The 22,239-nt window shown below is 66.5% G+C and carries 23 protein-coding genes and 1 pseudogene; 17 read left to right on the top strand and 7 right to left on the bottom strand.

All coding sequences use genetic code 11. The annotated features are described in order from the left end of the window. Positions 1–14: 14 nt before the first annotated feature. Positions 15–1,214, bottom strand: coding sequence for an MFS transporter (locus JLK41_RS05510; protein ID WP_210390525.1), 1,200 nt, complete (start codon positions 1,212–1,214; stop codon positions 15–17). Positions 1,215–1,309: 95 nt separating this feature from the next. Between JLK41_RS05510 and JLK41_RS05505 the strand changes: the two genes are divergently transcribed. Further along, on the top strand, positions 1,310–1,879 hold the full coding sequence (locus tag JLK41_RS05505) for a PaaI family thioesterase (protein WP_037046936.1): 570 nt from the start codon (positions 1,310–1,312) through the stop codon (positions 1,877–1,879). A 29-nt stretch (positions 1,880–1,908) separates the two neighbouring features. Further along, a complete protein-coding gene (locus JLK41_RS05500; protein WP_134677741.1) occupies positions 1,909–2,481 on the top strand; it encodes a TetR/AcrR family transcriptional regulator in 573 nt (190 codons plus the stop codon). 39 nt (positions 2,482–2,520) lie between these two features. Here JLK41_RS05500 and JLK41_RS05495 read toward each other — a convergent pair whose 3' ends face one another. Then, positions 2,521–3,315 carry an SDR family NAD(P)-dependent oxidoreductase gene (locus JLK41_RS05495; protein ID WP_150608323.1) on the bottom strand — a complete coding sequence of 265 codons (795 nt, stop codon included), beginning with the start codon at positions 3,313–3,315 and terminating at the stop codon, positions 2,521–2,523. A 433-nt stretch (positions 3,316–3,748) separates the two neighbouring features. On the opposite strand from JLK41_RS05495, the gene JLK41_RS05490 reads away from it, so the two are divergent. The 3 genes from JLK41_RS05490 (at position 3,749) to JLK41_RS05480 (ending at position 6,051) form a co-directional block, all read left to right on the top strand. Beyond that, positions 3,749–4,555, top strand: a complete 807-nt coding sequence (locus JLK41_RS05490) for an outer membrane protein OmpK (protein WP_210390524.1) — start codon at positions 3,749–3,751, stop codon at positions 4,553–4,555. 121 nt (positions 4,556–4,676) lie between these two features. Beyond that, positions 4,677–5,522: an EamA family transporter gene (locus tag JLK41_RS05485; protein ID WP_210390523.1), complete on the top strand. Its 846-nt coding sequence runs from the start codon at positions 4,677–4,679 to the stop codon at positions 5,520–5,522. 55 nt (positions 5,523–5,577) lie between these two features. Further along, entirely contained in the window at positions 5,578–6,051 is a 474-nt protein-coding gene (locus tag JLK41_RS05480) for an LEA/WHy family protein (protein WP_037046928.1), read from the top strand. A 22-nt stretch (positions 6,052–6,073) separates the two neighbouring features. On the opposite strand, the gene JLK41_RS05475 is transcribed toward JLK41_RS05480, so the two are convergent. Next, positions 6,074–6,868, bottom strand: a complete 795-nt coding sequence (locus JLK41_RS05475) for a gamma-glutamyl-gamma-aminobutyrate hydrolase family protein (RefSeq protein WP_175253059.1) — start codon at positions 6,866–6,868, stop codon at positions 6,074–6,076. Between the two features lie 467 nt (positions 6,869–7,335). Between JLK41_RS05475 and JLK41_RS05470 the strand changes: the two genes are divergently transcribed. Both JLK41_RS05470 and JLK41_RS05465 read left to right on the top strand, forming a co-directional pair. Then, the gene (locus tag JLK41_RS05470; protein WP_037046925.1) at positions 7,336–7,677 is read left to right on the top strand and encodes a zinc ribbon domain-containing protein YjdM; all 342 of its coding nucleotides are present in this window, start codon (positions 7,336–7,338) and stop codon (positions 7,675–7,677) included. Between the two features lie 63 nt (positions 7,678–7,740). Then, the gene (locus tag JLK41_RS05465; RefSeq protein WP_210390522.1) at positions 7,741–8,463 is read left to right on the top strand and encodes a substrate-binding periplasmic protein; all 723 of its coding nucleotides are present in this window, start codon (positions 7,741–7,743) and stop codon (positions 8,461–8,463) included. A 4-nt stretch (positions 8,464–8,467) separates the two neighbouring features. Here JLK41_RS05465 and JLK41_RS05460 read toward each other — a convergent pair whose 3' ends face one another. The 4 genes from JLK41_RS05460 to JLK41_RS05445 form a co-directional block, all read right to left on the bottom strand. After that, on the bottom strand, positions 8,468–9,217 hold the full coding sequence (locus tag JLK41_RS05460) for a hypothetical protein (protein WP_052178397.1): 750 nt from the start codon (positions 9,215–9,217) through the stop codon (positions 8,468–8,470). A 142-nt stretch (positions 9,218–9,359) separates the two neighbouring features. Further along, positions 9,360–10,691 carry a spinster family MFS transporter gene (locus JLK41_RS05455; RefSeq protein WP_037046921.1) on the bottom strand — a complete coding sequence of 444 codons (1,332 nt, stop codon included), beginning with the start codon at positions 10,689–10,691 and terminating at the stop codon, positions 9,360–9,362. Between the two features lie 196 nt (positions 10,692–10,887). Further along, the gene (gene hemH / locus JLK41_RS05450) at positions 10,888–11,910 is read right to left on the bottom strand and encodes a ferrochelatase (protein WP_210390521.1); all 1,023 of its coding nucleotides are present in this window, start codon (positions 11,908–11,910) and stop codon (positions 10,888–10,890) included. Between the two features lie 12 nt (positions 11,911–11,922). Beyond that, positions 11,923–12,825, bottom strand: coding sequence for a TIGR01777 family oxidoreductase (locus JLK41_RS05445; protein WP_037047408.1), 903 nt, complete (start codon positions 12,823–12,825; stop codon positions 11,923–11,925). Positions 12,826–13,016: 191 nt separating this feature from the next. Between JLK41_RS05445 and JLK41_RS05440 the strand changes: the two genes are divergently transcribed. From JLK41_RS05440 to JLK41_RS05395, 10 genes and pseudogenes are all read left to right on the top strand, one after another. After that, positions 13,017–14,003 (top strand): NAD(P)/FAD-dependent oxidoreductase, encoded by a 987-nt coding sequence (locus JLK41_RS05440; RefSeq protein WP_175253057.1) that lies wholly within the window; start codon positions 13,017–13,019, stop codon positions 14,001–14,003. Beyond that, a pseudogene (locus tag JLK41_RS05435) lies at positions 14,000–14,230 on the top strand (TIGR02450 family Trp-rich protein). Before JLK41_RS05440 ends, JLK41_RS05435 begins: the two are co-directional and overlap by 4 nt. Positions 14,231–14,369: 139 nt before the next feature. Further along, the gene (locus JLK41_RS05430) at positions 14,370–15,320 is read left to right on the top strand and encodes a YbgA family protein (RefSeq protein WP_175253056.1); all 951 of its coding nucleotides are present in this window, start codon (positions 14,370–14,372) and stop codon (positions 15,318–15,320) included. Between the two features lie 4 nt (positions 15,321–15,324). Beyond that, the gene (locus JLK41_RS05425) at positions 15,325–16,281 is read left to right on the top strand and encodes a MerR family transcriptional regulator (protein ID WP_037046911.1); all 957 of its coding nucleotides are present in this window, start codon (positions 15,325–15,327) and stop codon (positions 16,279–16,281) included. Next, entirely contained in the window at positions 16,269–17,705 is a 1,437-nt protein-coding gene (phrB, locus tag JLK41_RS05420) for a deoxyribodipyrimidine photo-lyase (protein WP_037046910.1), read from the top strand. Before JLK41_RS05425 ends, phrB begins: the two co-directional genes overlap by 13 nt. Further along, positions 17,702–18,124 (top strand): nuclear transport factor 2 family protein, encoded by a 423-nt coding sequence (locus tag JLK41_RS05415; protein WP_210390520.1) that lies wholly within the window; start codon positions 17,702–17,704, stop codon positions 18,122–18,124. The genes phrB and JLK41_RS05415 overlap by 4 nt, the downstream gene beginning before the upstream one ends. Further along, complete coding sequence (locus JLK41_RS05410; protein ID WP_210390519.1) at positions 18,121–18,876, top strand: SDR family NAD(P)-dependent oxidoreductase; 756 nt, start codon at positions 18,121–18,123, stop codon at positions 18,874–18,876. The genes JLK41_RS05415 and JLK41_RS05410 overlap by 4 nt, the downstream gene beginning before the upstream one ends. Next, positions 18,873–20,120, top strand: coding sequence for an NAD(P)/FAD-dependent oxidoreductase (locus tag JLK41_RS05405; protein WP_210390518.1), 1,248 nt, complete (start codon positions 18,873–18,875; stop codon positions 20,118–20,120). Before JLK41_RS05410 ends, JLK41_RS05405 begins: the two co-directional genes overlap by 4 nt. Then, positions 20,120–20,920 (top strand): DUF1365 domain-containing protein, encoded by an 801-nt coding sequence (locus JLK41_RS05400; RefSeq protein ID WP_210390517.1) that lies wholly within the window; start codon positions 20,120–20,122, stop codon positions 20,918–20,920. The genes JLK41_RS05405 and JLK41_RS05400 overlap by 1 nt, the downstream gene beginning before the upstream one ends. Beyond that, positions 20,907–22,199 carry an SAM-dependent methyltransferase gene (locus JLK41_RS05395; RefSeq protein ID WP_210390516.1) on the top strand — a complete coding sequence of 431 codons (1,293 nt, stop codon included), beginning with the start codon at positions 20,907–20,909 and terminating at the stop codon, positions 22,197–22,199. Before JLK41_RS05400 ends, JLK41_RS05395 begins: the two co-directional genes overlap by 14 nt. Positions 22,200–22,239 lie beyond the last annotated feature (40 nt).

Here is a 22,239-nt window from a genome sequence, read left to right as displayed (position 1 = left end):
GCTTGTTCCTCGGATCAGGGAAGTTTGCCGGCCAGCGCAGTCGTGACGACCGGACGTGCCCGCAAGAGATGGAAGAGTAGAAACGCCAGGCCAGCGAACAGTGCATTCAAGGCAACCATAGGCCAGGCCGAGCCATCCTGCAGGGCCCCCAGCAGCAACCCGGCCAGGGTCGCACCGGCCATCTGCGAAAACCCCATCAGCCCCGCCGCCAGCCCTGCGCGCTGCGGGTTGGGAATCACCGCACCGGCCACGGCGGCGGGCAGCAGCATGCCGCCACCCAGCGTCACCAGCACCTGAGGCAGCGACAGCCCCAGCAGCGACAGACCGAACGCCAGGTAGATCAGCAGCGTCAGCAAGGCGCCCACCAGCACCAGGCCGACGCCGATGCCCACCACCCGCAGCGGCCCCAGGCGCTGCACGTTGCGCAGGGTGAACAGCGCGCCGCCGAGCAGGCCGGAAACGATCAGGGCGAAGGTCAGGCCGTACTGCGCGGCGCTCAGCCCGAGCAGACCGATGTAGACCGACGACGAGCCGGCCACCACGACGAACATCGCGCCGTAAGTACAGGCGATGGTCAGCCCCAGCGCGCGGCAACTCGGCAGCACCTGCAGGTAACTGGCCAGCAGGCCCCTGAGGCGGCCGGCCTGCGGGTCCCGCTGCAGATGGGTCTCGCGGTAGCTGAACAGGGTCGACAGCAACGCCAGGCCGCCCAGCCCCAGGGTGGCCAGCAGCGGTGCGCGCCACCCGCCGTACTGGGTCAGCAGGCCGCCGATCACCGGCGACAGGACGATGGCGGCGAACATCCCCAACACCGTCAGCGCCAGGGCCGGCCCCGCCTGCTCCTGCCACACGTCGCGGACGATGGCGCGTGCCAGCACCAGCGCCGCGCAGGCGCCCAGGCCCTGCAGTACGCGCATGCCGATCAGCACCTGGATGTCTGGCGCCAGCAGCATGCCCAGGGTCGCCAGCAGGTACAGGCTCAGCCCAGCGAGCAGCACCGGCCTGCGCCCCAGCCGGTCGGACAGTGGCCCCATCAGCAGCTGGCCCAGGCCGAAGGCCGCGACGAACAGCGAGAGCGCCAGCAGGCTGCTGCCGGGCTCGGCGTGCAAGCCACGCTCCAGCTCACCCAGCGCGGGGATCAGCAACTGCGTGGAGGTCTCCCCCAATGCCGTGAGCAGCATGAGGATGAGCAACAGAATGCGGGAAGACTGCATGGCAAGGCTCCGAGTGACAACGACTGGCGGCTATTTATATTTCGACCATAATATGAAACATTGAATGTCGTCCATCATATTTATCAGGAGTCGTCATGACCGCTTCATCCCGAGATGCCCGCCTCGCCACCTGGATCGCCGAAGAACAGGCGCTGCGCAGCCAGCTCGCCGCCCCTGGCACGCTGAGCCTGGCCGAAGTCGCCGCGATGGCGCCGATGGATTTCTTCGACGGCATCGGCCGTGGTGACCTGCCCTCGCCGCCGATCAACGCCGTGCTCGGCTTCACCCCCGTGCACTGGGCCAATGGCCTGTTCGTCTTCCAGGGCGCGCCCGACCCTAGCCACTACAACCCACTGGGCAGCGTGCATGGCGGCTACATCGCCACCCTGCTCGACTCCTGCATGGGTTGCGCCGTGCATACGCTGCTCAAGCCGGGCCAGGGCTACACCACCGCCGACCTGCGGGTGAGCTACATTCGCGCCTTGCGCAGCGAAGCCGGTCCGGTGCGCGCCGAAGGTCGCATCATCCATGTCGGCCGCTCCACCGCCCTGGCCGAAGGGCGCCTGTACGATGTCGACGAGCGCCTCTACGCCGTCGCGTCCACCACCTGCCTGATCCTCGACATGAACACGGCGCGCCAGAGCGACGACGCGCGTGTAAGATGACAGCCAGCATCTGAAACACGGGACAGCCCATGCGCTATTCGGAAGATCACAAGGCCAAGACCCATCAACGCATCATCGAGGAAGCCGCCCTGCGCTTTCGCCGTGACGGCGTGGGGGCAACCGGCCTGCAACCGCTGATGAAGGCGCTGGGCCTCACCCATGGCGGCTTCTACGCCCACTTCAAGTCCAAGGACGAGCTGGTGGAAACCGCTCTGCAGCACGCCGTGCAGACCCTGGCGAGCAGCCTGCAGCAGGCACCTGAGGAAAGCGGCTCGCCGCTGCGACGGCTCATCCAGCGCTACCTGTCCGATGCCCATCGCGCCAACCCGGGCGCCGGCTGCCCACTGCCGACCATGTCCGCGGAGCTGGGGCAACGCGGTGAGCCGAGCACGACCACCGACGCGATGGTGCTCAACCGCCTGGCGCTGATCGAGCAGGGTCTGGACGGTGACGACGCCGCAGACGAAAGCGTGCTGCTGCTCTCGGCCATGGTCGGCGCGCTGCTGCTGTCGCGCAGCGTCAAGGACCCGGAACTGTCCGACCGTCTGCTGCACACCACGCGCGCGAAGCTGCTGGAAAAGGCCGCCAGCCCGAGCGAATGAGGCTTGGCCGGGCGCCAGTCCGACACCCGGCCACCCCCGTCACTTGTAGCGTGCAGCCGCCTGGTTGTGCGAAAGATTCGGCCCCAGCGCCGCGCGGGCGCTGACGAAGGCATCCCAGTCGGCCGCATCGGGCAGTGAAGGGATGGTCACCAGTTCCTGCTGATCGAAGCCGGCCAGTGCCGCATCGACCATCTCCCCCACCTCCATGATCATCGACGGCGGCAGTGCCGAGGCGTCGGTGCCACTGCGTTCCCAGATCTCGGTGCGGGTCACGCCCGGCATCACCGCCTGCAGCTGAACGCCAGCGCCGCGCAGCTCGCCCGCCAGGGTCTGCGTCAGGCTCAGCACATAGGCCTTGGTCGCGCTGTAGACGGCGTTGAACATCTCCGGCGCCAACGCCACCACCGAGCCCAGGTTGATGATGCCGCCACGCCCGGCTGCGGAGAAATTGGCCGCTGCGGCGGCCGCCAGACGGGTCAGCGCGACCACGTTCAGCTGGATCATGGTTTCCGCCTGGTCCAGATCAGCAGCGGCCAGCGTGCCGTTCATGGCCACCCCGGCGTTGTTCACCAGCAGCGTGATGCGCGAGTCCTCACGCAGACGCTGCTCCACCGCGAGCACGTCGCTCTTGCGCGTCAGGTCGGCGGGCATGACCTCGACCGCAACCCCGTACTCGGCCCCCAGGCGCCTGGCCAGGTCATCGAGGCGCTGGGCGTCGCGCGCCACCAGCAGCAGGTCATGGCCGCGACGCGCCAGGCGCTCGGCATAGGTGGCGCCGATGCCTGAAGAGGCGCCGGTGATCAGGGCGGTTCCGCGAGTGGCCGGGGTATTCATGGTGCATCTCCTAGGTGTGTGATGAGCGAGAGGAGAGCCTCTCATCTTTTAGATTACGATCATAATTTAATATTTATATTAAGACCATAATCAAGCTAATCAAGCACATCCCGGCCAACGCACCACAGCGTCCGCCAGACGGTCGCGCACCAAGTTATGGCCTTTTTTGTCTTCTCGGTCAGAAAACGGTGCAGAGAAAACCCTCGAACGCCCCCGGAAACCACGTCTATCCGATTGATTTGAAAAAGGGTATTGCCAGACACGAGAATTGGCGCCGTTTTTGCTATGACAGCACCAGCCTGACCAAGCGGACAGGTTCACGAAGTACCGGGAGCGCCCCTTGATGTCGCGACAGGACGCCCCGGACGCGGTCCGCTGGATCGGGCAGGCCAGAAAAAATCATAACGACACGTCTCAACCACCAGGAGCTTCCATGAATCGCACCCTTTCTTCGCTGCTCGTCGCGGGCGGCATGCTGGCGGGCGGCCAGGCCATCGCCGGTGACCTGCTGCAGTGGCAGAACAACAGCCTGACCTACCTCTACGGCCAGGACTTCAAGATCGACCCGGAGATCCAGCAGACCGTCACCTTCGAGCACGCCAGCGGCTGGAGCTTCGGTGACCTGTTCCTGTTCGTCGACGTGATCAAGTACAACACCGATGCGACCAACGGCGCGGGTGATGGCCACACTTTCTACGGCGAATTCAGCCCGCGTTTTTCCCTGGGCAAGATTAGTGGCGCCGACCTCTCCTTCGGCCCGATCAAGGATGTGCTGATCTCCACCACCTACGAGTTCGGCGAGGATGATGTCGATGCCTATCTGATCGGCCCGGCGGTCGACCTCGATATTCCCGGCTTCGACTACTTCCAGCTCAACACCTACCTGCGCACCCCGGATGGCGATCGCGCCGGCAGCAACGTCTGGCAGATCACCCCGGTGTGGAGCTACACCATTGGCGTGGGCGAATCGGACATCGTCATCGATGGCTTCATGGACTGGGTGGTGGACAACGACAGCAACCGCCGCGGCGACTACCACGCCAACCTGCACTTCAACCCGCAGATCAAATACGACCTGGGCAAGGCGCTGAAGTGGGGCGAGAAGCAGCTGTACGTCGGCATCGAGTACGACTACTGGAAGAACAAGTACGGCATCAAGGATGGCGGCTACGTCAGCAACAACTTCGTCGGCCCGACCGACCAGAACACCGCCAGCCTGCTGGTCAAGGCGCACTTCTAGAGCGCACGCTCGTGCGAGCCAGGCCAAGGTCGCAGGGATTTGCGACCTTCCGCCAATGCACGCCACCGCCCTGACGTGCTTAGCTGCCTGACATCACCCGCCGTTGCGACAAGGATGGACGATGTCACCGCGCACCCTGCTGCTCACCGCTCTTGCCATGCTGGCGTTCGCCGGCAACTCGTTGCTGTGCCGCCTGGCCCTGCGTGAAACGGCCATCGACGCCGCCAGCTTCACTGCCGTCCGCCTGCTGGCCGGTGCATGCATGCTGTGGCTGCTGCTGCAACTGCGCCAGAACCGGCAAGCCCCGGCTGGCAGCTGGGCCGGCGCCGTGGCGCTGTTCACCTATGCGGCTGCGTTCTCCTTCGCCTACCTGCAGCTGGACACCGGCGTCGGCGCCCTGCTGCTGTTCGGCGCAGTGCAGTTGAGCATGCTGTTGTGGGGGTTGCTGCGCGGCGAACGCCTGGGCCTTTGCGCCAGTCTCGGCACCGCGCTGGCCACGGCCGGCCTGCTCGCCCTGCTGCTGCCCGGTGCCAGCGCACCACCACTGCTGGCGGCCTTGCTGATGCTACTGGCCGGGGTCGCCTGGGGCGCCTACTCGCTGCTCGGACGCGGCCAGGGCAACCCGCTGGCGGTGACGGCCGGCAACTTCCTGCGGGCCACGCCCCTGGCGTTGCTGCTGGCGCTGGCCGTGCTGCCGCAGTTGAACTGGGATGGGCCGGGGCTGTTCTACGCGCTGCTGTCCGGCGCCCTGACCTCCGGCGTCGGCTACGCCATCTGGTACAGCGCCTTGCCCGGCCTGCACGCCAGCCAGGCCGCCACCGTGCAACTCAGCGTGCCGATTCTCGCCGCCCTCGGCGGCAGCCTGTTGCTCGGCGAAGCGCTGACCCTGCGCCTGCTGCTCAGCGCCGTTGCCGTGCTGGGCGGTATCGCGCTGGTGCTGAGTGCGCGGCAACGCGCCGGGAGCTAATGCCGCGCCCGGTGGTCTTCTATCCTGAACGCATTCACGTCCAGAGAAGATCGCCATGCCCCGTCTGCTCCGCCTTTGCCTGATCACCCTGCTCGCCGCCGCCCTGGGCGCCTGCGCCAGCCTCGGCAATCATGATCCGCTACGGGTCGACCTGGTCGGCCTGGAACCGCTGCCAGGCCAGGGCCTGGAGGTCCGCTTCGCAGTCAAGCTGCGGGTGCAGAACCCCAATGACAGCGCCGTGAGCTTCAACGGCATGGCCCTGGATCTGGATGTGAACGGCCAGCCGCTGGCCAGCGGCGTCAGCGACCAGAGCGGCAGCGTGCCGCGCTTCGGTGAGACGGTACTGAGCGTACCGGTGAGCATTTCAGCGTTTTCGGTGATGCGCCAGGCCTGGGGTGCGGCCGGCTACCGCCCCGGCCAGGAAGTGCCTTACGTGCTGCGTGGCAAACTGGCCGACGGCCTGTTCGGTACCCGCCGCTTCAGTGACAGCGGGACCCTGAACTGGCCACAGCCGCCAGGCGCCTACTGAGGCAGGCGCCGAGGGGCTGGTCTCAGGCAGCCTGGCGGCTGCTGCGAGCGGCGACGCGGCGCTGACAGGCTTCACCGAAGGCCTGGAAGATCTTCACCGAATCGGGGTTCTGCGCGGCCTGCCACTCCGGATGCCACTGCACCGCGAACAGGAACGGCGACAGGCTGGGCGCGTGGATCGCCTCGACCAGGCCGTCCTCGGCAGTCGCCAGCACCTCGACGCCCTTGCCCAGCTTGCGAATGGCCTGGCCGTGCAGGGAGTTGACCTGAATCTCGTCCTTGCCCATCAGCTCGGCGAACCAGCTGCCGGCGACCGGGCGCACGCCATGGCTCGGCGCGTACTGCACGTCGACCGGGTCGTCGGGATTCTCCCGGTGGTCGTTGAAACCGGGCTCGGCATAGACCTTCTGGTAGATGTCGCCGCCCAGCGCGACGTTGATTTCCTGCATGCCACGGCAGATGGCGAAGATCGGCAGGCTACGGGCGATGGCGGCATGAATCAGCGGCAGGTCGAACAGGTCGCGATCACGGTCCTGGGTCTTGTTCGGCGTCTCGTTTTCCTGGCCGTAGAGCGCCGGGTCGATGTTGCTGCCGGCACCGGTCAGGTACACGCCGTCGGCCATGTCCAGATACTGTTCGAGATCATCGGTACCGCAGCAGGTGGGCACCAGTACCGGCACGCAACCGGAAAAGTCGACCAGCGGCTGGATGTATTTGTGAGTCATTACCTGGTAGTCGTGGCCCTTGCGCTCTTGAGTGCCCATGGACATCAACACGACGGGTTTGCGGGGGGTGTTGCGGATCTTGTTGTCGGACATACGTCACCTTGGGACAGGCCGGGCCTGTCGTTGCTGTGCAGACCGATACCAGCGGAACGTCTCCGCTGTCGTACCCATGGCCTGTTTGGCTAACCCCGTGCCCCAAGGCTCGTCCTGAGTCTGAGTGCCGCCATCCGACGGCGGCTCGAACCGGGTCCACTCGCGCCTGAGCGGGGCGATGACACAACTACCCGTTACCCGGTTCGGCAGCGGAATCTGCTGCCAGTCTGCCCGAGCCGTAAAATATGTCAAACAAAAGTGAGCAAAATCATTCACCCTGGCAGTTATCCACCGGCCGCGAAGTGCCCTGAAGAAGCCGAATAACGGCGCACACAAGGTCGTGAGCCGCGAATCGAAAGTCCAATATTTTAAACACCCGCATCTCGACGGTTCAGCGCCCCAGAGCGGCGTTCGCGGACAAAACCCTATATAATCTGCGGTTTCTCCACACTCACCGAGGACCTCCCTTGACCGCCCTGCCACCCTGCCCCAAGTGCAACTCCGAATACACCTACGAAGACGGCGATCAGTTGGTCTGCCCCGAATGCGCCCATGAGTGGAAAGCCGGCGAGAACGCCGACGCGGGCGATGACGTGCGCGTGATCAAGGACTCGGTGGGCAACCCGCTGCAGGATGGCGACAGCGTCACCGTGATCAAGGACCTCAAGGTCAAGGGCTCGTCGCTGGTGGTCAAGGTGGGCACCAAGGTGAAGAACATCCGCCTGGTCGACGGCGATCACGACATCGACTGCAAGATCGACGGCATTGGCGCGATGAAGCTCAAGTCCGAGTTCGTGCGCAAGGTCTGAGCGACTACCCTCCTCGCAGAAATTGGCTAGCCTGAATACAGGTCCGCCACGAGGAAACCCGCCATGCGCAATCTGCTGCTCACTCTCCTGGTGCTGGCTGCACCCGTGGTAGCGGAGCCATGGCGTGTGGTGGGCGACGAGCAGTTCGCCCCCTACAGCTTCGTCACCATCGACGATGAGACGCCCCGCGGGCTGGATGTCGAACTGGTCGATGCGGTGCTGCGCGAGGCGCAGGTGCCGTACGAAATCCGCCTGTACCCCTGGGAACGGGTCAAGCGCATGCTCGACCGTGGCGACGTGCAGATGGCCTTTCAGTTCGCCGGCACCCCGCAGCGGCAGCAGCAGTACCTGCTGGTCGGCCCGCTGCGCAGCGGCTCCACCGTGTTCATGACCACCGCCAAGACCGCCATCGAAGACTGGCAGGACCTCGACGATCTGTCGCCCTACGTGATCGGGCAGGTGCGCGGCTATGCCTACGAAGAGAAGTTCGACCGCGCGGCGCTGTCCCGCGACACCAGTGCGCAGAACCCGCGCCAGCTGGTGTCGATGCTACTGGCCGGACGCATCGACATCATCGTCGGCGATCATGCCCAGCTGCTGTATTTCGTGCGTGAGCAGCGCGCCCAGGAGCAGGTACGGGTCCTGCCGCGCGCGCTGATCCAGATGCCCCGCTTCGTCGCCTTCACCAAAGGCGATACCGAACATGCGCGGCAGTTCTCCGAGGCGCTGGTGCGCCTGCGCGAAGCCGGCACACTGGAGCAGATCCAGCAACGCTGGATGCAGTGAAGCGCTACTGCACCGGCAGGAAATTCAGCAGGAACAGACTCTGCGCATAGTTGGCCCCCATGCGCCGATAGCGCTCCTCGAGCACATGGGTCAGCAGATCGAGGCGCGCCACCATCTTGCCGAACTCCACCGCGTAGCTGAGGTTGCTGCCCTGTTGCGATATCTCGTTGGACAGCAGCAGTGGTCGCCCGGCGGCATCTCGGCGGTTGCTCAGCATCCAGGCGGCCTTCTCGAGATTGCGCGCGGCGTTATGGATGAACTGCGCATCGAAACTGTCGGTCAGGTAGAACTCGGTGCGCCCGCCATGGGCAGTCACCAGCATGCTGCCGATGGCATAGGTGAAGGCCGCCACCCGATCCCCCTGGAACGCCGGACTGAGCGAGTAGTCCAGCGCGGCGACGTCGCGTCGCCCGCCCAGCGTCGGCCAGTCCTGGTTGTATTCGATGGCGTGCTGGATCGCGCGCTCGGCGGCGGCGGCGTCAGGGAAGGCACTCTTGCGCCACTCTCGCGGGTTGCGCAGATAGAGCTTGTTCATCAGGCGGTACAGGCTGTTGAGGTTGTTGCGCATGGCCAGAGTGGCCATGCGGTCGACATCGCTCTGCAACAGTTCGGCCGGCTTCAGCGGGCTGCGTTTGTAGACGATGGAATCGTTGTCCAGACGGCCGCTGCACCCCCCCAGCAGCAACAGCAAAGCCAGCCCCGGTACACACCACCGTTGCCAATAGGCTGCACTGTTCGTTGGCCTCGTTCCCATCCTGAGTTTCCCTGGCTGGCCTGCGCCGGAGTAGCACGAGCATCACTCAGAACCTCAGTAAAGCGCAAAAATTCCGTCCAGCCTGTGCCCTGGCGCATAAAGCGTGCCGAAGTCCCCTCGGCACGCCCGGAAAAACACCGCCTCAGGCGGGACTGGCTGCCCACTGCTCCAGGCGCACCACGCTCTCGCGATAGGGTTTGAGGCTCTTGGCCAGCAGGGTGATCGACATCAGCACCGCGAGGGTGGTGACGATCAGCAGCGAGTAGCGCAACGCAGCGTCGTCGGCGAAGACGAAATCGGTCACCAGCGCCACGGCGGTGGGCCCCACGCCCAGGCCGAACAGGGTGATGACGAACAGGTAGATGGCCGAGGCCTGGCCGCGCATCGAGTTCGGCATGATCTCCTGAATCGCCGCCGGGGCGACGCCGAACGGCATGCTCAGGCAGAACACCGTCGGCGCCATCAGCACACTGGCCCAGAAGGCACTGTCCATCAGCGGAAACAGCACCACCATCGGCAAGGCGCCCAGTGCGGCATAGAGACCGACGCGCATGTTGGCGTCACTGCGCCCGCGCTTGGCCATCCAGTCCGCCAGGCGTCCACCGAAGACGATCCCCAGGCAGCCGAACACCGCGACGATACTGCCGTAGACGATGCCGACCTGGCTGGCATCCCAGCCATAGGTGCGGATGTAGAACGTCGGCACCCAGGCCGCGCTGCCGTAGCCTGCGAACGCCAGGCCGGCAAAGCCGAAGTTGTGCAGCAACACGGTCCGCCGGTTGGCGCGAATGTAGCGCCCGACCTCGCTGAGCGGCACCGCCACGCCAGCGCCGGCACCGCGTCGTGCTGGCTCCTTGACCGCCATCATCAGCAGGGTGAAGGTCACCCCGGCAGCGCCGAGGATGAGGAAGATCAGCTGCCACGGACGCACTTCGCCCAGCAGCGGCAAGGTCACCTCGCCCTGCGCCGAGGCCAGCTGGATGACCAGGCCACCGACCAGGAAGGCCAGCCCCGAGCCCAGGTAGACCCCCATCGAATAGACGCTGATCGCCGTGGCGCGGCGCTCGGCGGGAAAGCTGTCGGCGATCAGCGAATAGGCGGCAGGCGACAGTGCCGCCTCGCCGACACCGACGCCGATACGGCAGAGCAGGAACTGCCAGTACATCCTGGCCATGCCGCAGGCAGCCGTGGCCGCGCTCCAGAACAGGATGCCCACGGCGATCAGGCCACGGCGGCTGCGGGTGTCAGCCACACGACCCAGCGGAATGCCGCAGACGGTATAGAACAGGGCGAAGGACAACCCCATCAGCAGGCTCATCTGCGTGTCGTTGATCGCCAGATCGCGGCGGATGGGCTCGACCAGCAGGTTGAGAATCTGCCGATCGACGAAGGACAGGACGTACGCCACCATCAGGATGGCGACAGTGACCCAGGCGCGGGTACTGGAGGGATAGCCGTTATTGTTGTTATGCACGGACGCTCTCCTCGGCACCGCGTGACGCGATGCGCGGCGGTTGAATAGAGGCGCCAGCTTAGGACGATATAAAGAGCGGTGAGTATCGCCCGAAGGTGTTATCAGATCGGCGAATGCTTCATACCCGCCGAGGCGAATGGTCCGATCAGGCACGCCGCGCCTGCAGCCGACACGGCGTTGCCAGCTGAGCGGAGGCTCAGATCATCAGGGGCGCCCGTTCGCACAAGGTCTTCAGCGCCGCGACCCAATCCGGGTGGTCATTCAGGCAGGGCACCAGTTGCAGGCTCTCGCCGCCGGCCTCGACGAACTGCTCGCGGCCACGGTCGCCGATCTCTTCGAGGGTCTCGATGCAGTCGGCGACGAAGGCCGGGCACATCACCAGCAGCTTCTTCACGCCCTGCGCGGCCAGTTCGTCGAGCCGGGTCTCGGTATAGGGTTCGATCCATTTCGCCCGACCCAGGCGCGACTGGAAGCTCACCGACCACTGCTCCGGGCGCAGGCCCATGCGCTCGGCGAACAGCTCGGCACTGCGCAGGCACTGGGCGCGATAACAATGCGCGAGCACCTGCGGCGACGCCGTGCGGCAGCAGTCGTCACCTTTCAGGCAGTGACCACTCGGGTCGAGCTTGTGCAGGTGACGCTCGGGCAGACCGTGGAAACTCAGCAGCAGGTGATCGAAGCCCTGCTGCAGATGCGGCTTGGCGCTGGCGACCAGGGCATCGAGGTACTCGGGCTGGTCATAGAACGGCGGCAGGCTGGACAGGCGCAGGTCGAGACCGCGCTCGCGCACCACCCGCCGGACCTCTTCGATCACCGTGGTGGTGGTGCTGTCGGCGAACTGCGGGTACAGCGGCGCCAGGGTGACCTGGCGAATGCCCTGCGCAGCCAGGCGCTGCAGGGTCGACTCGATGGACGGCTGGCCATAACGCATGGCCAGTTCGACCGGGCCGTGCGTCCAGTGCGCCTTCATCGCTTCCTGCAGGCGACGGCTGAGCACGATCAGCGGCGAACCCTCATCCCACCAGATCGAGGCATAGGCATGCGCCGAGGCCGCCGGGCGCTTGATCAGGATCATCGACACCAGCAGGCGACGCAGCGGCCAGGGCAGATCGACCACATAGGGGTCCATCAGGAACTGGTTCAGGTAGCGGCGGACATCGGCTACTTCGGTAGACGCGGGCGAACCCAGGTTAACCAGCAACAATGCGTGATCGGTCATGCGAAATCCTAGTCATTGATGGCTCAGCAGGTCGACCAGAGCCACATCCAGATGGGTGAAACGAAAACTGAAGCCCGCCTCGAGCAGACGCCTCGGCAACGCACGCTGGCCGCCAAGCAGCAGCTCGGACATCTCCCCGAGCGCGGCACGCAGGACGAACGCCGGCGCCGGCAACAGGGTCGGGCGGCTCAGTGCCTGGCCCAGCGCCCTGGTGAACTCGGCGTTGCGCGCCGGGATGGGCGCGCAGGCATTATAAGGACCGCGGGCGTCAGCGTGCTGCAAGAGAAAATCGATCAGGGCGATTTGATCGGCGATATGGATCCAGGGCATCCATTGCCGGCCATCGCCAAGCCGGCCGCCGACGCCCAGGCGAAACGGCAGGAGCAGGCGCTTGAGCATGCCACCATCGGCACTCAGCACCAGACCGGTGCGCAGCAGCACCACTCGCATGCCCAGTGCCTCGGCACGCAGCGCGGTTTCCTCCCAGGCACCGCACAGCTGTGCAGCGAAGTCCTCGGTGACCGGCTGGGCGCTCTCGTCCAGCTCGCGCTCGCCGCCGTTGCCGTACCAGCCCACCGCCGAACCCGACAACAGCACGGCGGGACGCTGCTCGCGAGCCTGCAGCCACGCCAGCAGCTGTTCGCTGAGGCCAATACGGCTGGCCCACAGCAGCGCCTTGCGCTTGCTGCTCCAGGGACGGTCGGCGATCGGCGCGCCGGCCAGGTTGATCACCGCATCCAGGGGCTCCTCGCCCAGCTCCTCGAGGCGGGCGATGCCGCGGACATCCGCGCCGCAGAGCGCCGCGACCTTGCCCGGCTGGCGGCTCCAGACGGTGAGACGGTGACCCTGTTCGGTCCAGTGGGCGCACAACGCACGACCGATCAGGCCGGTACCGCCGGTCAGCAGGATATGCATGGCATCGTCCTCGCATGGCATTGGAAGAAACTTCGCCTTTAGTCTGGTTTATGACGCGCACAGGTGCCGCGTTTGTCCTAAACCTAAAGCAAGGGAGCAGCACTTTCGGCGACAGCTGTACATGAAAACATTCTTGTATAGCTTTTGTCCAAACCGTAGCCTGTAATGCATTCAGCGCTGACGAGGTAACCATGAACGCACCCATCGCCATCATCGGCACCGGTATCGCAGGGCTTTCCGCCGCCCAGGCCCTGCATGCCGCCGGGCTAGAGATCGAACTGTTCGACAAGAGCCGTGGCAGCGGTGGGCGCATGGCCAGCAAGCGCAGCGATGCCGGCAGCCTGGACCTCGGCGCCCAGTACTTCACCGCGCGTGACCGGCGCTTCGTCGAAGTGGTCCAGCAGTGGCAGGCCCGTGGCTGGGTCGCGGAATGGACCCCGGGCCTTTACAACGCCCGCGATGGCCTGCTCAGCGCCTCGCCGGACGAACAGCTGCGCTGGGTCGGCAGCCCGCGCATGAGTGCCATCACCCGCGCCCTGCTCGGCGCGCTGCCGGTGAAGTTCAGCTGCCGCATCACCGAAGTCTTTCGCGGTGATCGCTACTGGAGCCTGCAGGATGCCGAGGGCAACAGTCACGGCCCCTACAGCCACGTCATCATCGCCACGCCGGCGCCACAGGCCAGTGCCCTGCTGGCCGCGGCGCCGAAGCTCGCCGGGGCTGCCGCCAGCGTGATCATGGAGCCGACCTGGGCCGTGGCCCTGGGCTTCGACACGCCACTGGATACGCGCGTCGAAGGCTGCTTCGTGCAGGACAGTCCGCTCGACTGGCTGGCGCGCAACCGCAGCAAACCCGGTCGCGACAATCGCCTGGACACCTGGGTGCTGCACGCCAGCAGCGCCTGGAGCCGGCAGCACCTGGACCTGCCCAGGGAAGCCGTGATCGAACAGCTGCACGGCGCCTTCGCCGAGCTGATCGGCTGCGCCGTACCGCCACCGAGCTTCACCCTCGCCCACCGCTGGCTCTACGCGCGCCCGGCGCAGACGCACCAGTGGGGAGCGCTGGCCGATGCCGACCTGGGCCTGTACGCCTGCGGCGACTGGTGCCTGTCCGGCCGGGTCGAAGGAGCCTGGCTCAGCGGCCAGGACGTCGCCCGGCGGCTGCTCGAACACCTGCAATGAGCCCAGCCGAAAAGCGCCGGCTCAACCCACGCAAGCTGCTGCTGTCGAAATGGACGGCCGTGCAGCCGCGCAATCGCGAGCGCCATTTCCTGGTCACCGAACTGATTCGCGACGAAGACGACAACGTCCTCGCGGTCGAACTGTAGGCGGTGCTCACGCGCCGCAGCCAGCACCTCGACTGGCGGCAGTTGCAGGATACAGAGCGCTGGCTGCAAGGCTGGCGCTGATAGCTGTCAGCGCATCATCAGCCGCGACCAATAGCGATACAAAAGCTGTACAAAGAATTTGACTTGTACAACAACACCTCTAAGATAAACAGAAATTATACACGGACAGCCTTGTGTACAAGATCTTGGAGGTCTGGTCATGCACGCGAGCAAAGCCAAGCTGGGGATAAGCGCCTGCCTGCTGGGGGCCGAGGTCCGCTACAACGGCGGCCACAAGCTTTCACGCCTGTGCAGCCGCAGCCTGACCGAACACTTCGATTTCATCCCGGTGTGCCCGGAGGTCGGCATCGGCATGCCGATTCCGCGCGAGCCGATCCGCCTGGTCGGCGATCCGCAGGCACCGCGTGCGGTCGGCACGGTCGACCGTTCACGTGACGTCACCGACGCCCTGGCGGCCTACGCCGAGCGGATGGCCAGCGAGCTGCAGGGCATCAGCGGTTACATCTTCATGCAGCAGTCGCCGTCCTGTGGTCTGGAGCGGGTCAAGGTGTACCAGGAGGGCGGGCGCCCCAGCGAACCGGGACGTGGCATCTTTGCCGCCGCGTTCTGCGCACGCCACCCGGACCTGCCGGTGGAGGAAGACGGGCGCCTCAACGACCCGGTGCTGCGCGAAAACTTCATCACCCGCGTCTACGCCCACGCCGAATGGCAGCGCCTGCTGCAACAGGGCCTGACACGGCGCGCCCTGATCGCCTTCCACTCGCGCTACAAATACCTGCTCATGGCCACCGACCCCATGCGCTACAAGTCGCTCGGCCGCCTGCTCGGCCGGCTCGCCGACTATGACCTCGCCGACCTGGCGCCGCAGTACTTCAGCGAGCTGATGAGCGCACTGAAGAAATGCGCCACCCGTGGCACCCACAGCAACGTCCTGCAGCACCTGAGCGGCTACCTCAAGCGCGCCCTGAGCGCCGACGAGAAGCAGGAAATGCAGCAGCTGATCGGCCAGTACCGCGACGGCATCGTGCCCCTGGTAGTGCCGCTGACGCTGCTCAAGCATCACTTCCGCCGCCATCCGGACCGCTACATCGCCGAGCAGGCCTACCTGCAGCCGCACCCCGAGCCACTCAGCCTGCGCAACGCGTTGTAGCACCATGAGCCACGAACGCAGCGCCGCTGCAGACAGCGGCCAGGACTATCGCCAGGCACTCGACGAGGGCTACCTGCCGATTCGCGAAGTGGCGCGCAGCACCGGCGTCAATGCCGTGACCCTGCGTGCCTGGGAGCGGCGCTACGGGCTGATCGTGCCCTACCGCACGCCCAAGGGTCATCGCCTCTACTCGCCGGCCAATCTCGAACGCATCCACGCCATCCTCGCCTGGCTGGCACGCGGCGTCGCGGTGGGGCAGGTCAAGGCCCTGCTCGACCATGGCCAGCAACCCCAGGCCGCCGGCAACGACAACTGGTCGCGCCAGCGCAGCGAGCTGCTGGGCTGCATCGCCGAGTTCAACGAACGGCGTCTGGACGAACGCTTCAACGCCGCGCTGGCGCTGTACCCGGTCAGCACCCTGGCAGGACAGCTGCTCTGGCCACTGCTCGGCGACCTGCGCCAGCGCTGGCAGGGCCAGTTCTGCGCCCGCGCCGAGCAGGTGTTCTTTCTCTCCTGGCTGCGCAGCAAGCTGGCCACCCGCATCTATCACAGCAACCGCCAGGTCGGCGGCGCCCCGCTGCTGCTGGTCAACCTGGGCGAGGCGCCCATGGAGCCGGGCCTGTGGCTGTGCGCCTGGCTGGCCAGCGCCAGCGACTGCCCGGTGGAAATCTTCGACTGGCCGCTGCCGTACAGCGAACTGCTCACCGCGCTCGAGCACATCGCCCCTCGCGCGCTGCTGCTGTACGCCGAGCAGGCCCTGGACGGTGTGCAGGTGCGCCGCCAGCTGCCACGCCTGGCCGAACAATGTCCGGTGCCGCTGCTGATCGCCGGCCCCGCCACTCACATCCATCGCGACGCCCTGAGCGAACTGCAGTCGGCCAGTGATCCGCTGGCCGCCCACGCCTGGCTGCTGCGCCACGGCCTGCTCGGCATGCACGAGGTAACCCCATGCAACGACTGATGTGGTTGCGCAGCGACCTGCGCACCCAGGACAACACCGCTCTCAGCGAGGCCATGCTGAGTGGTCCGACCATCGCCCTGTACCTGATCACTCCGCAGCAGTGGCAGCGCCACGACGACGCGCCGTGCAAGGTGGACTTCTGGCTGCGCAACCTGGCCGAGCTGCAGCGCGCGCTGGCCAGGCTCAACGTGCCGCTGCTGATACGCCACTGCGCGGACTGGGGCGACGCCCCCGCCCAGCTCGCCGAGGTCTGCCACCAGCACAACGTCTGCGCCGTCCACGTCAACGAGGAATACGGCGTCAACGAGAGCCTGCGCGACCAGCAGGTCGCCGCCTACCTCAGGCAGCAGGACATCGCCTGGCACAGCCACCTCGACCAGCTGTTCTTCCGGCCCGGCAGCGTGCTGACCCGCTCCGGCGGCTACTTCCAGGTCTACAGCCAGTTCCGCAAGGTCTGCTACGAGCGCCTGCACAGTGCCCTGCCCGCCTGCATCGCGCCGCTCAAGGCGCAGGCGCCACTGGCCATCGCCAGCGATCCGATTCCCGAGGCGGTCGCCGGTTTCACCACGCCCGGCGCCAGCCTGCGCGAGCTGTGGCCGGCCGGCGAGGACGCGGCCCAGCAACGCCTGCAGCGCTTCGCCGATGAACAGGTGAGCGAATACGATCGCCAGCGCGACTTCCCGGCCCAGCCCGGCACCAGCCAGCTGTCGGCCTACCTGGCCGCCGGCGTGCTGTCGCCGCGCCAGTGCCTGCATGCCGCCCTGTCCGCCAACCAGGGCGAGTTCGACAGCGGCAACCCCGGCGCCGTCACCTGGATCAACGAGCTGCTCTGGCGCGAGTTCTACAAGCACATCCTGGTCGGCTACCCGCGCGTCTCGCGCCATCGCGCCTTCCGCCTGGAAACCGAGGCCCTGCGCTGGCGTGACGCCCCGCAGGAGCTGGCCGCCTGGCAGGAAGGGCGCACCGGCCTGCCGCTCATCGATGCCGCCATGCGCCAGTTGCAAGCGACCGGCTGGATGCACAACCGCCTGCGCATGGTCGTGGCCATGTTCCTGACCAAGAACCTGCTGATCGACTGGCGCGAGGGCGAGCGCTTCTTCATGCGCCAACTGATCGACGGTGACCTCGCCGCGAACAACGGCGGCTGGCAGTGGAGCGCCTCCACCGGAACCGACGCCGCGCCGTACTTCCGCATCTTCAACCCCATCAGCCAGTCGCAGAAGTTCGACCCCGACGGCCATTTCATTCGCCACTGGCTGCCGGAGCTGGCCTCGCTGAACAAGCGCGACATCCATGACCCGGCGGCACTCGGAGGTCTGTTCGCCCCCTCCGGCTACCCACGGCCGATCGTCGACCTGTCGCGCTCGCGTGAACGTGCGCTGAGCGCCTTCAAGGACCTCAATGCGCGGGAAGTGCCGGCATGAGCGAGTTCCTGCGTGGTTTCGCCGAGCGCTTCGCCGCGCTGGACAAGGACAGCCTCGACCAGCTGGACGAGCTGTACAGCGACGACGTGCGGTTCCAGGACCCGCTGCACGAGGTACAGGGCCTCGGCGCCGTGCGCCGCTACTTCGCCGAGCTGTATGCCAACGTCGACGCGCTGCACTTCGAATTCCACGGTTTCGATCAGGTCGCCGACGGCGAGGGCTACCTGCGCTGGACCATGCGCTATCACCACCCACGCCTGCGCGGCGGCGAGGAGATCGCGGTGGCGGGCTGTTCGCACCTGCTCTGGCGCGAACGCGTGTATCGGCACCGTGATTACTTCGATGCCGGCGCCCTGCTCTACGAACACCTGCCGCTGCTCGGTGGCGTGATCGCCTGGTTGAAACGGAGGCTGGCATGAAACGCATCTGGCTGACCGGGGCGAGCAGCGGCATCGGCGCCGCCCTGGCCGAGGAACTGTTGCGCGGCGGCCATCGCCTGGCGCTGAGCGCCCGCAGCCAGGCGCCATTGCAGGCATTGGCGGCGCGCTACGGCGAGCAGGTGCTGGTAGTTCCTGGCGATCTGACCGACGCCGGGCAGGTGCGCGCCATCGGCGCCGCCATCGCCCGGCACTGGGGCGCACTGGATTGCGCGATTCTCAATGCCGGCACCTGCGAGTACATCGACGCGCGCCAGTTCGAGGCGGCGATGATCGAACGCGTGGTCAGCGCCAACCTGTTCTCCGCCAGCCACTGCATCGAGGCGGCGCTGCCACTGCTGCGCCAGGGCCACCGCCCACACCTGGTCGGCGTCGGCAGCTCGGTCACCTACCTGGCGCTGCCACGCTCGGAGGCCTATGGCGCATCCAAGGCGGCGCTGCGCTACCTGCTGCAGAGCCTGCGTGTCGATCTGGCGGCGGAAGGCATCGATGTCACCCTGGTCAGCCCGGGCTTCGTCGACACCCCGCTGACGCAGCAGAACGACTTCCCCATGCCCATGCGCTGGCCGGTCGAACGCGCCGCCCGGCACATCGCCGCGCGTCTGCAGCGACGCCCGCACGAGATCGCCTTTCCCACCCCCTTCATCGCCGCACTGCGACTGCTCGGCAGCCTGCCCAGCAGCTTGCAGCTGGCCATCGGCCGCCGCCTGGCACGCAACGAGGACACCCCATGAAGATCGCCATCGTCGGCAGCGGCATCGCCGGGCTGACCTGTGCCTACCTGCTCAACCGCAAGCACGACATCCAGGTGTTCGAGGCCAGCGACTGGATCGGTGGCCACACCCACACCGTCGATGTGCAGGTGGAAGGTCGTCGCTATGCCATCGACACCGGCTTCATCGTCTTCAACGACTGGACCTACCCCAATTTCATTCGCCTGCTCGGGCAGGTCGGTGTGGCGTTCAAGCCTACCGAGATGAGCTTCTCGGTCAGCGACCCGAGCAGCGGCGTGGAATACAACGGTCACGACCTCAACAGCCTGTTCGCCCAGCGCAGCAACCTATGGTCGCCGGCGTTCTGGGGCATGCTGCGCGACATCCTGCGCTTCAATCGGCAGTCGCTGGAAGACCTCGCCAGCGACCGTATCGACGCCGACACCACGCTCGGCCAGTACCTGCAACGCAACGGCTACGGGCGGCGCTTCATCGAGCACTACATCGTGCCCATGGGCTCGGCGATCTGGTCGATGTCGCTGGCCGACATGCTCGGTTTCCCGCTGCAGTTCTTCGTGCGTTTCTGCAAGAACCACGGCCTGCTCTCGGTCAGCGAACGCCCGACCTGGCAGGTGATCGAGGGTGGTTCGCGCAGCTACGTGGCGCCGTTGACCGCCAGCTTCGCCGAACGCATCCGCCTCAACTGCCCGGTCAGCCGGGTGGTGCGCGACGACAGCGGCGTGACCCTGCACAGCGCGGCCGGCGAGGAGCGCTTCGACAAGGTGGTGTTCGCCTGCCACAGCGACCAGGCCCTGGCCCTGCTCGACCAGGCCAGCACGGCGGAACGGGATATCCTCGGCGCCCTGCCTTACGCCAGCAACGACGTGGTCCTGCACACCGACACCCGCCTGCTGCCCGAGCGCGAACTGGCCTGGGCCAGCTGGAACTATCGCCTGGGCGGGCCGAGCGACCAGCCGGCCGCCGTGACCTACAACATGAACATCCTGCAGGGTATCGACAGCGCGACCACCTTCTGCGTCAGCCTCAACCAGAGCGCCGCCATCGATCCGGGCAAGATCCTCGCCCGCTTCCGCTATGCCCACCCGCAGTACAGCCTGGCCGGCACCGCCGCCCAGGCCCGCTGGCAGGAACTGCAGGGCGCGCAGCACAGCTACTTCTGTGGCGCCTACTGGGCCAATGGCTTCCACGAGGACGGCGTGGTCAGCGCACTGCGTGTGGCCCGCGCCTTCGGAGAGACGCTGTGATGCACAGCGCCCTGTACAGTGGCTGGGTGCAGCATCGCCGCTTCGCCCCGCGCGCCCATGCCTTCCGCTACCGCATGGGCCTGCTGTACCTCGACCTGGACGAGCAGGCGCAGCTGTTCGCCCTCTCGCCGCTGGCCGGCTCGGGCCGCTGCGCGCCCTTCGCCTTCCGCGAGCGCGACTACCTGCCCGTGTTCACCCGCCAGGGCATGGCCCTGCACGAAGCGGTGCGCAACCTGGTGCAGGAGGCGCTGGGCGTTCGCCCGCAAGGGCGCATCTGCGTGCTGACGCAGCCGCGCAGCTGGGGCCTGGCCTTCAATCCGGTCAGCCTCTTCTACTGCCATGACGACGACGATCGTCTGCTGGCGATTCTCTGCGAGGTCAGCAACACCCCCTGGCGCGAGCGCTATCACTACGTGGTACCCGCCAGCGCCGACGGCCACCAGCGCATTCGCGTGGCCAAGGCCTTCCATGTCTCGCCCTTCCTGCCACGCGACCTGGAATACCGCATGAGCTTCAGCCCGGTCGGCGAACGCCTCGGCCTGCACATGGCCGACTGGCAAGGCGAGCGCAAGCTGTTCGACGCCAGCCTCAGCCTGCACCGCCAGGCCCTCGACCGCGCCGGCCTGCACCGCTACCTGCTGGGCTTCCCCTGGATGACCGGCAAGACCCTCGCCGCCATCTACTGGCAGGCGCTGCGCCTGTTGCTCAAGCGCATGCCGATTTTCGACCACACGCCTGCGGAAGGCCGCTTCCGCGCTGCCCGCCCCCAAGTGAAGGACATGCCCCATGAAAAGCTCTAGCCTGATCGCCAGCAGAAGCCTGCTCCGCAGCGGCAACGGCATCGGTGCCGGTCTGCTGCGGCGTGCCGTATTGCGCCAGCTGGCCAACCTGCGACACGGCCTGCTGCTGGTTCATGAGGGCAGCGAGGTGCTGCACTTCGGCACGCCGCAGAGCAGCCAACGAGCCGAGATCCGGGTCAACGATCCGGCAGTCTGGGGCCTGGTCGCCGGCAATGGCTCGATCGGCGCCGGCGAGGCCTACATCCATGGCTACTGGAGCACCCCGGACCTCACCGCGGTGGTGCGCATCTTCGTCGCCAATCTCGACGTCCTCGACGCCATGGAAAGCGGCCTGGCACGCCTGGGACGACCGCTGATCCAGGGCCTGCACTGGCTCAATCGCAACACCCGGCAGGGTTCGCGGCGCAACATCGCGGCGCACTACGACCTGGGCAACGACCTGTTCGAGCAGTTTCTCGACCCGACCATGATGTACTCCGCTGCGATGTTCCTGCACGGCGACGACAGCCTGCAGCAGGCGCAGCTCAACAAGCTGCAGCGCATCTGCGAGAAGCTCGCGCTGCAACCGTCCGACCACCTGCTGGAGATCGGCACCGGCTGGGGCAGCATGGCCATCTACGCCGCCAGCCAGTATGGCTGCAGGGTGACCACCACCACCCTGTCGCGCGAGCAGTACGCCTACACCGAACGACGCATCCGCGAGCAGGGCCTGGAGGATCGCGTCACCCTGCTGCTGGAGGACTACCGCGACCTCGAGGGCCAGTACGACAAGCTGGTCTCGATCGAGATGATCGAAGCCGTCGGCCATCGTTTCCTGCCCACCTACTTCGAGCAATGCGCGCGCCTGCTCAAGCCCGAGGGGCTGATGCTGCTGCAGGCCATCACCATTCGCGACCAGCGCTACGAGCAGGCCCGCCAGTCGGTGGACTTCATCCAGCGCTACATCTTCCCCGGCGGCGCCCTGCCGTCGATGCACAAGATGCTGGAAGTGATCAGCCGCCACACCGACCTCAACCTGCATCACATGGAGGACTTCGGCCTGCACTACGCGCGCACCCTGCGCCTGTGGCGCGAGAACCTGAGCCAGGCACGCCAGCGCCTGGAGCAACTGGGCTACGACGACTACTTCTACCGCCTGTGGGAGTTCTACCTGTGCTACTGCGAGGGCGGCTTCCTCGAGCGCACCATCGGCACCGCGCAACTGCTGCTGGCCAAGCCCGGCGCCCGGCCGCTGCCGCAGTACGTGCAGCCCTCGACGTTGGCCTGGACGAACAACTGACCTAGACTGCCCGGCCCGAACGCACCCCAGGAACCCGCCG

The sequence above is a fragment of the Ectopseudomonas khazarica genome (assembly GCF_017915135.1).
In the GTDB taxonomy this organism is placed as follows: Bacteria; Pseudomonadota; Gammaproteobacteria; order Pseudomonadales; family Pseudomonadaceae; genus Aquipseudomonas; species Aquipseudomonas khazarica.
Note: the sequence above shows the minus strand (reverse complement) of the source record. Positions and strands in the feature narration are given on the sequence as shown.

Bases quoted from the DNA above. Each gene is read 5' to 3' on its own strand.
- JLK41_RS05510 (WP_210390525.1), bottom strand. From the start codon at position 1,214: ATGCAGTCTTCCCGCATTCTGTTGCTCATCCTCATGCTGCTCACGGCA.
- JLK41_RS05505 (WP_037046936.1), top strand. From the start codon at position 1,310: ATGACCGCTTCATCCCGAGATGCCCGCCTCGCCACCTGGATCGCCGAA.
- JLK41_RS05500 (WP_134677741.1), top strand. From the start codon at position 1,909: ATGCGCTATTCGGAAGATCACAAGGCCAAGACCCATCAACGCATCATC.
- JLK41_RS05495 (WP_150608323.1), bottom strand. From the start codon at position 3,315: ATGAATACCCCGGCCACTCGCGGAACCGCCCTGATCACCGGCGCCTCT.
- JLK41_RS05490 (WP_210390524.1), top strand. From the start codon at position 3,749: ATGAATCGCACCCTTTCTTCGCTGCTCGTCGCGGGCGGCATGCTGGCG.
- JLK41_RS05485 (WP_210390523.1), top strand. From the start codon at position 4,677: ATGTCACCGCGCACCCTGCTGCTCACCGCTCTTGCCATGCTGGCGTTC.
- JLK41_RS05480 (WP_037046928.1), top strand. From the start codon at position 5,578: ATGCCCCGTCTGCTCCGCCTTTGCCTGATCACCCTGCTCGCCGCCGCC.
- JLK41_RS05475 (WP_175253059.1), bottom strand. From the start codon at position 6,868: ATGTCCGACAACAAGATCCGCAACACCCCCCGCAAACCCGTCGTGTTG.
- JLK41_RS05465 (WP_210390522.1), top strand. From the start codon at position 7,741: ATGCGCAATCTGCTGCTCACTCTCCTGGTGCTGGCTGCACCCGTGGTA.
- JLK41_RS05460 (WP_052178397.1), bottom strand. From the start codon at position 9,217: ATGGGAACGAGGCCAACGAACAGTGCAGCCTATTGGCAACGGTGGTGT.
- hemH (WP_210390521.1), bottom strand. From the start codon at position 11,910: ATGACCGATCACGCATTGTTGCTGGTTAACCTGGGTTCGCCCGCGTCT.
- JLK41_RS05445 (WP_037047408.1), bottom strand. From the start codon at position 12,825: ATGCATATCCTGCTGACCGGCGGTACCGGCCTGATCGGTCGTGCGTTG.
- JLK41_RS05440 (WP_175253057.1), top strand. From the start codon at position 13,017: ATGAACGCACCCATCGCCATCATCGGCACCGGTATCGCAGGGCTTTCC.
- JLK41_RS05430 (WP_175253056.1), top strand. From the start codon at position 14,370: ATGCACGCGAGCAAAGCCAAGCTGGGGATAAGCGCCTGCCTGCTGGGG.
- JLK41_RS05425 (WP_037046911.1), top strand. From the start codon at position 15,325: ATGAGCCACGAACGCAGCGCCGCTGCAGACAGCGGCCAGGACTATCGC.
- phrB (WP_037046910.1), top strand. From the start codon at position 16,269: ATGCAACGACTGATGTGGTTGCGCAGCGACCTGCGCACCCAGGACAAC.
- JLK41_RS05415 (WP_210390520.1), top strand. From the start codon at position 17,702: ATGAGCGAGTTCCTGCGTGGTTTCGCCGAGCGCTTCGCCGCGCTGGAC.
- JLK41_RS05410 (WP_210390519.1), top strand. From the start codon at position 18,121: ATGAAACGCATCTGGCTGACCGGGGCGAGCAGCGGCATCGGCGCCGCC.
- JLK41_RS05405 (WP_210390518.1), top strand. From the start codon at position 18,873: ATGAAGATCGCCATCGTCGGCAGCGGCATCGCCGGGCTGACCTGTGCC.
- JLK41_RS05400 (WP_210390517.1), top strand. From the start codon at position 20,120: ATGCACAGCGCCCTGTACAGTGGCTGGGTGCAGCATCGCCGCTTCGCC.
- JLK41_RS05395 (WP_210390516.1), top strand. From the start codon at position 20,907: ATGAAAAGCTCTAGCCTGATCGCCAGCAGAAGCCTGCTCCGCAGCGGC.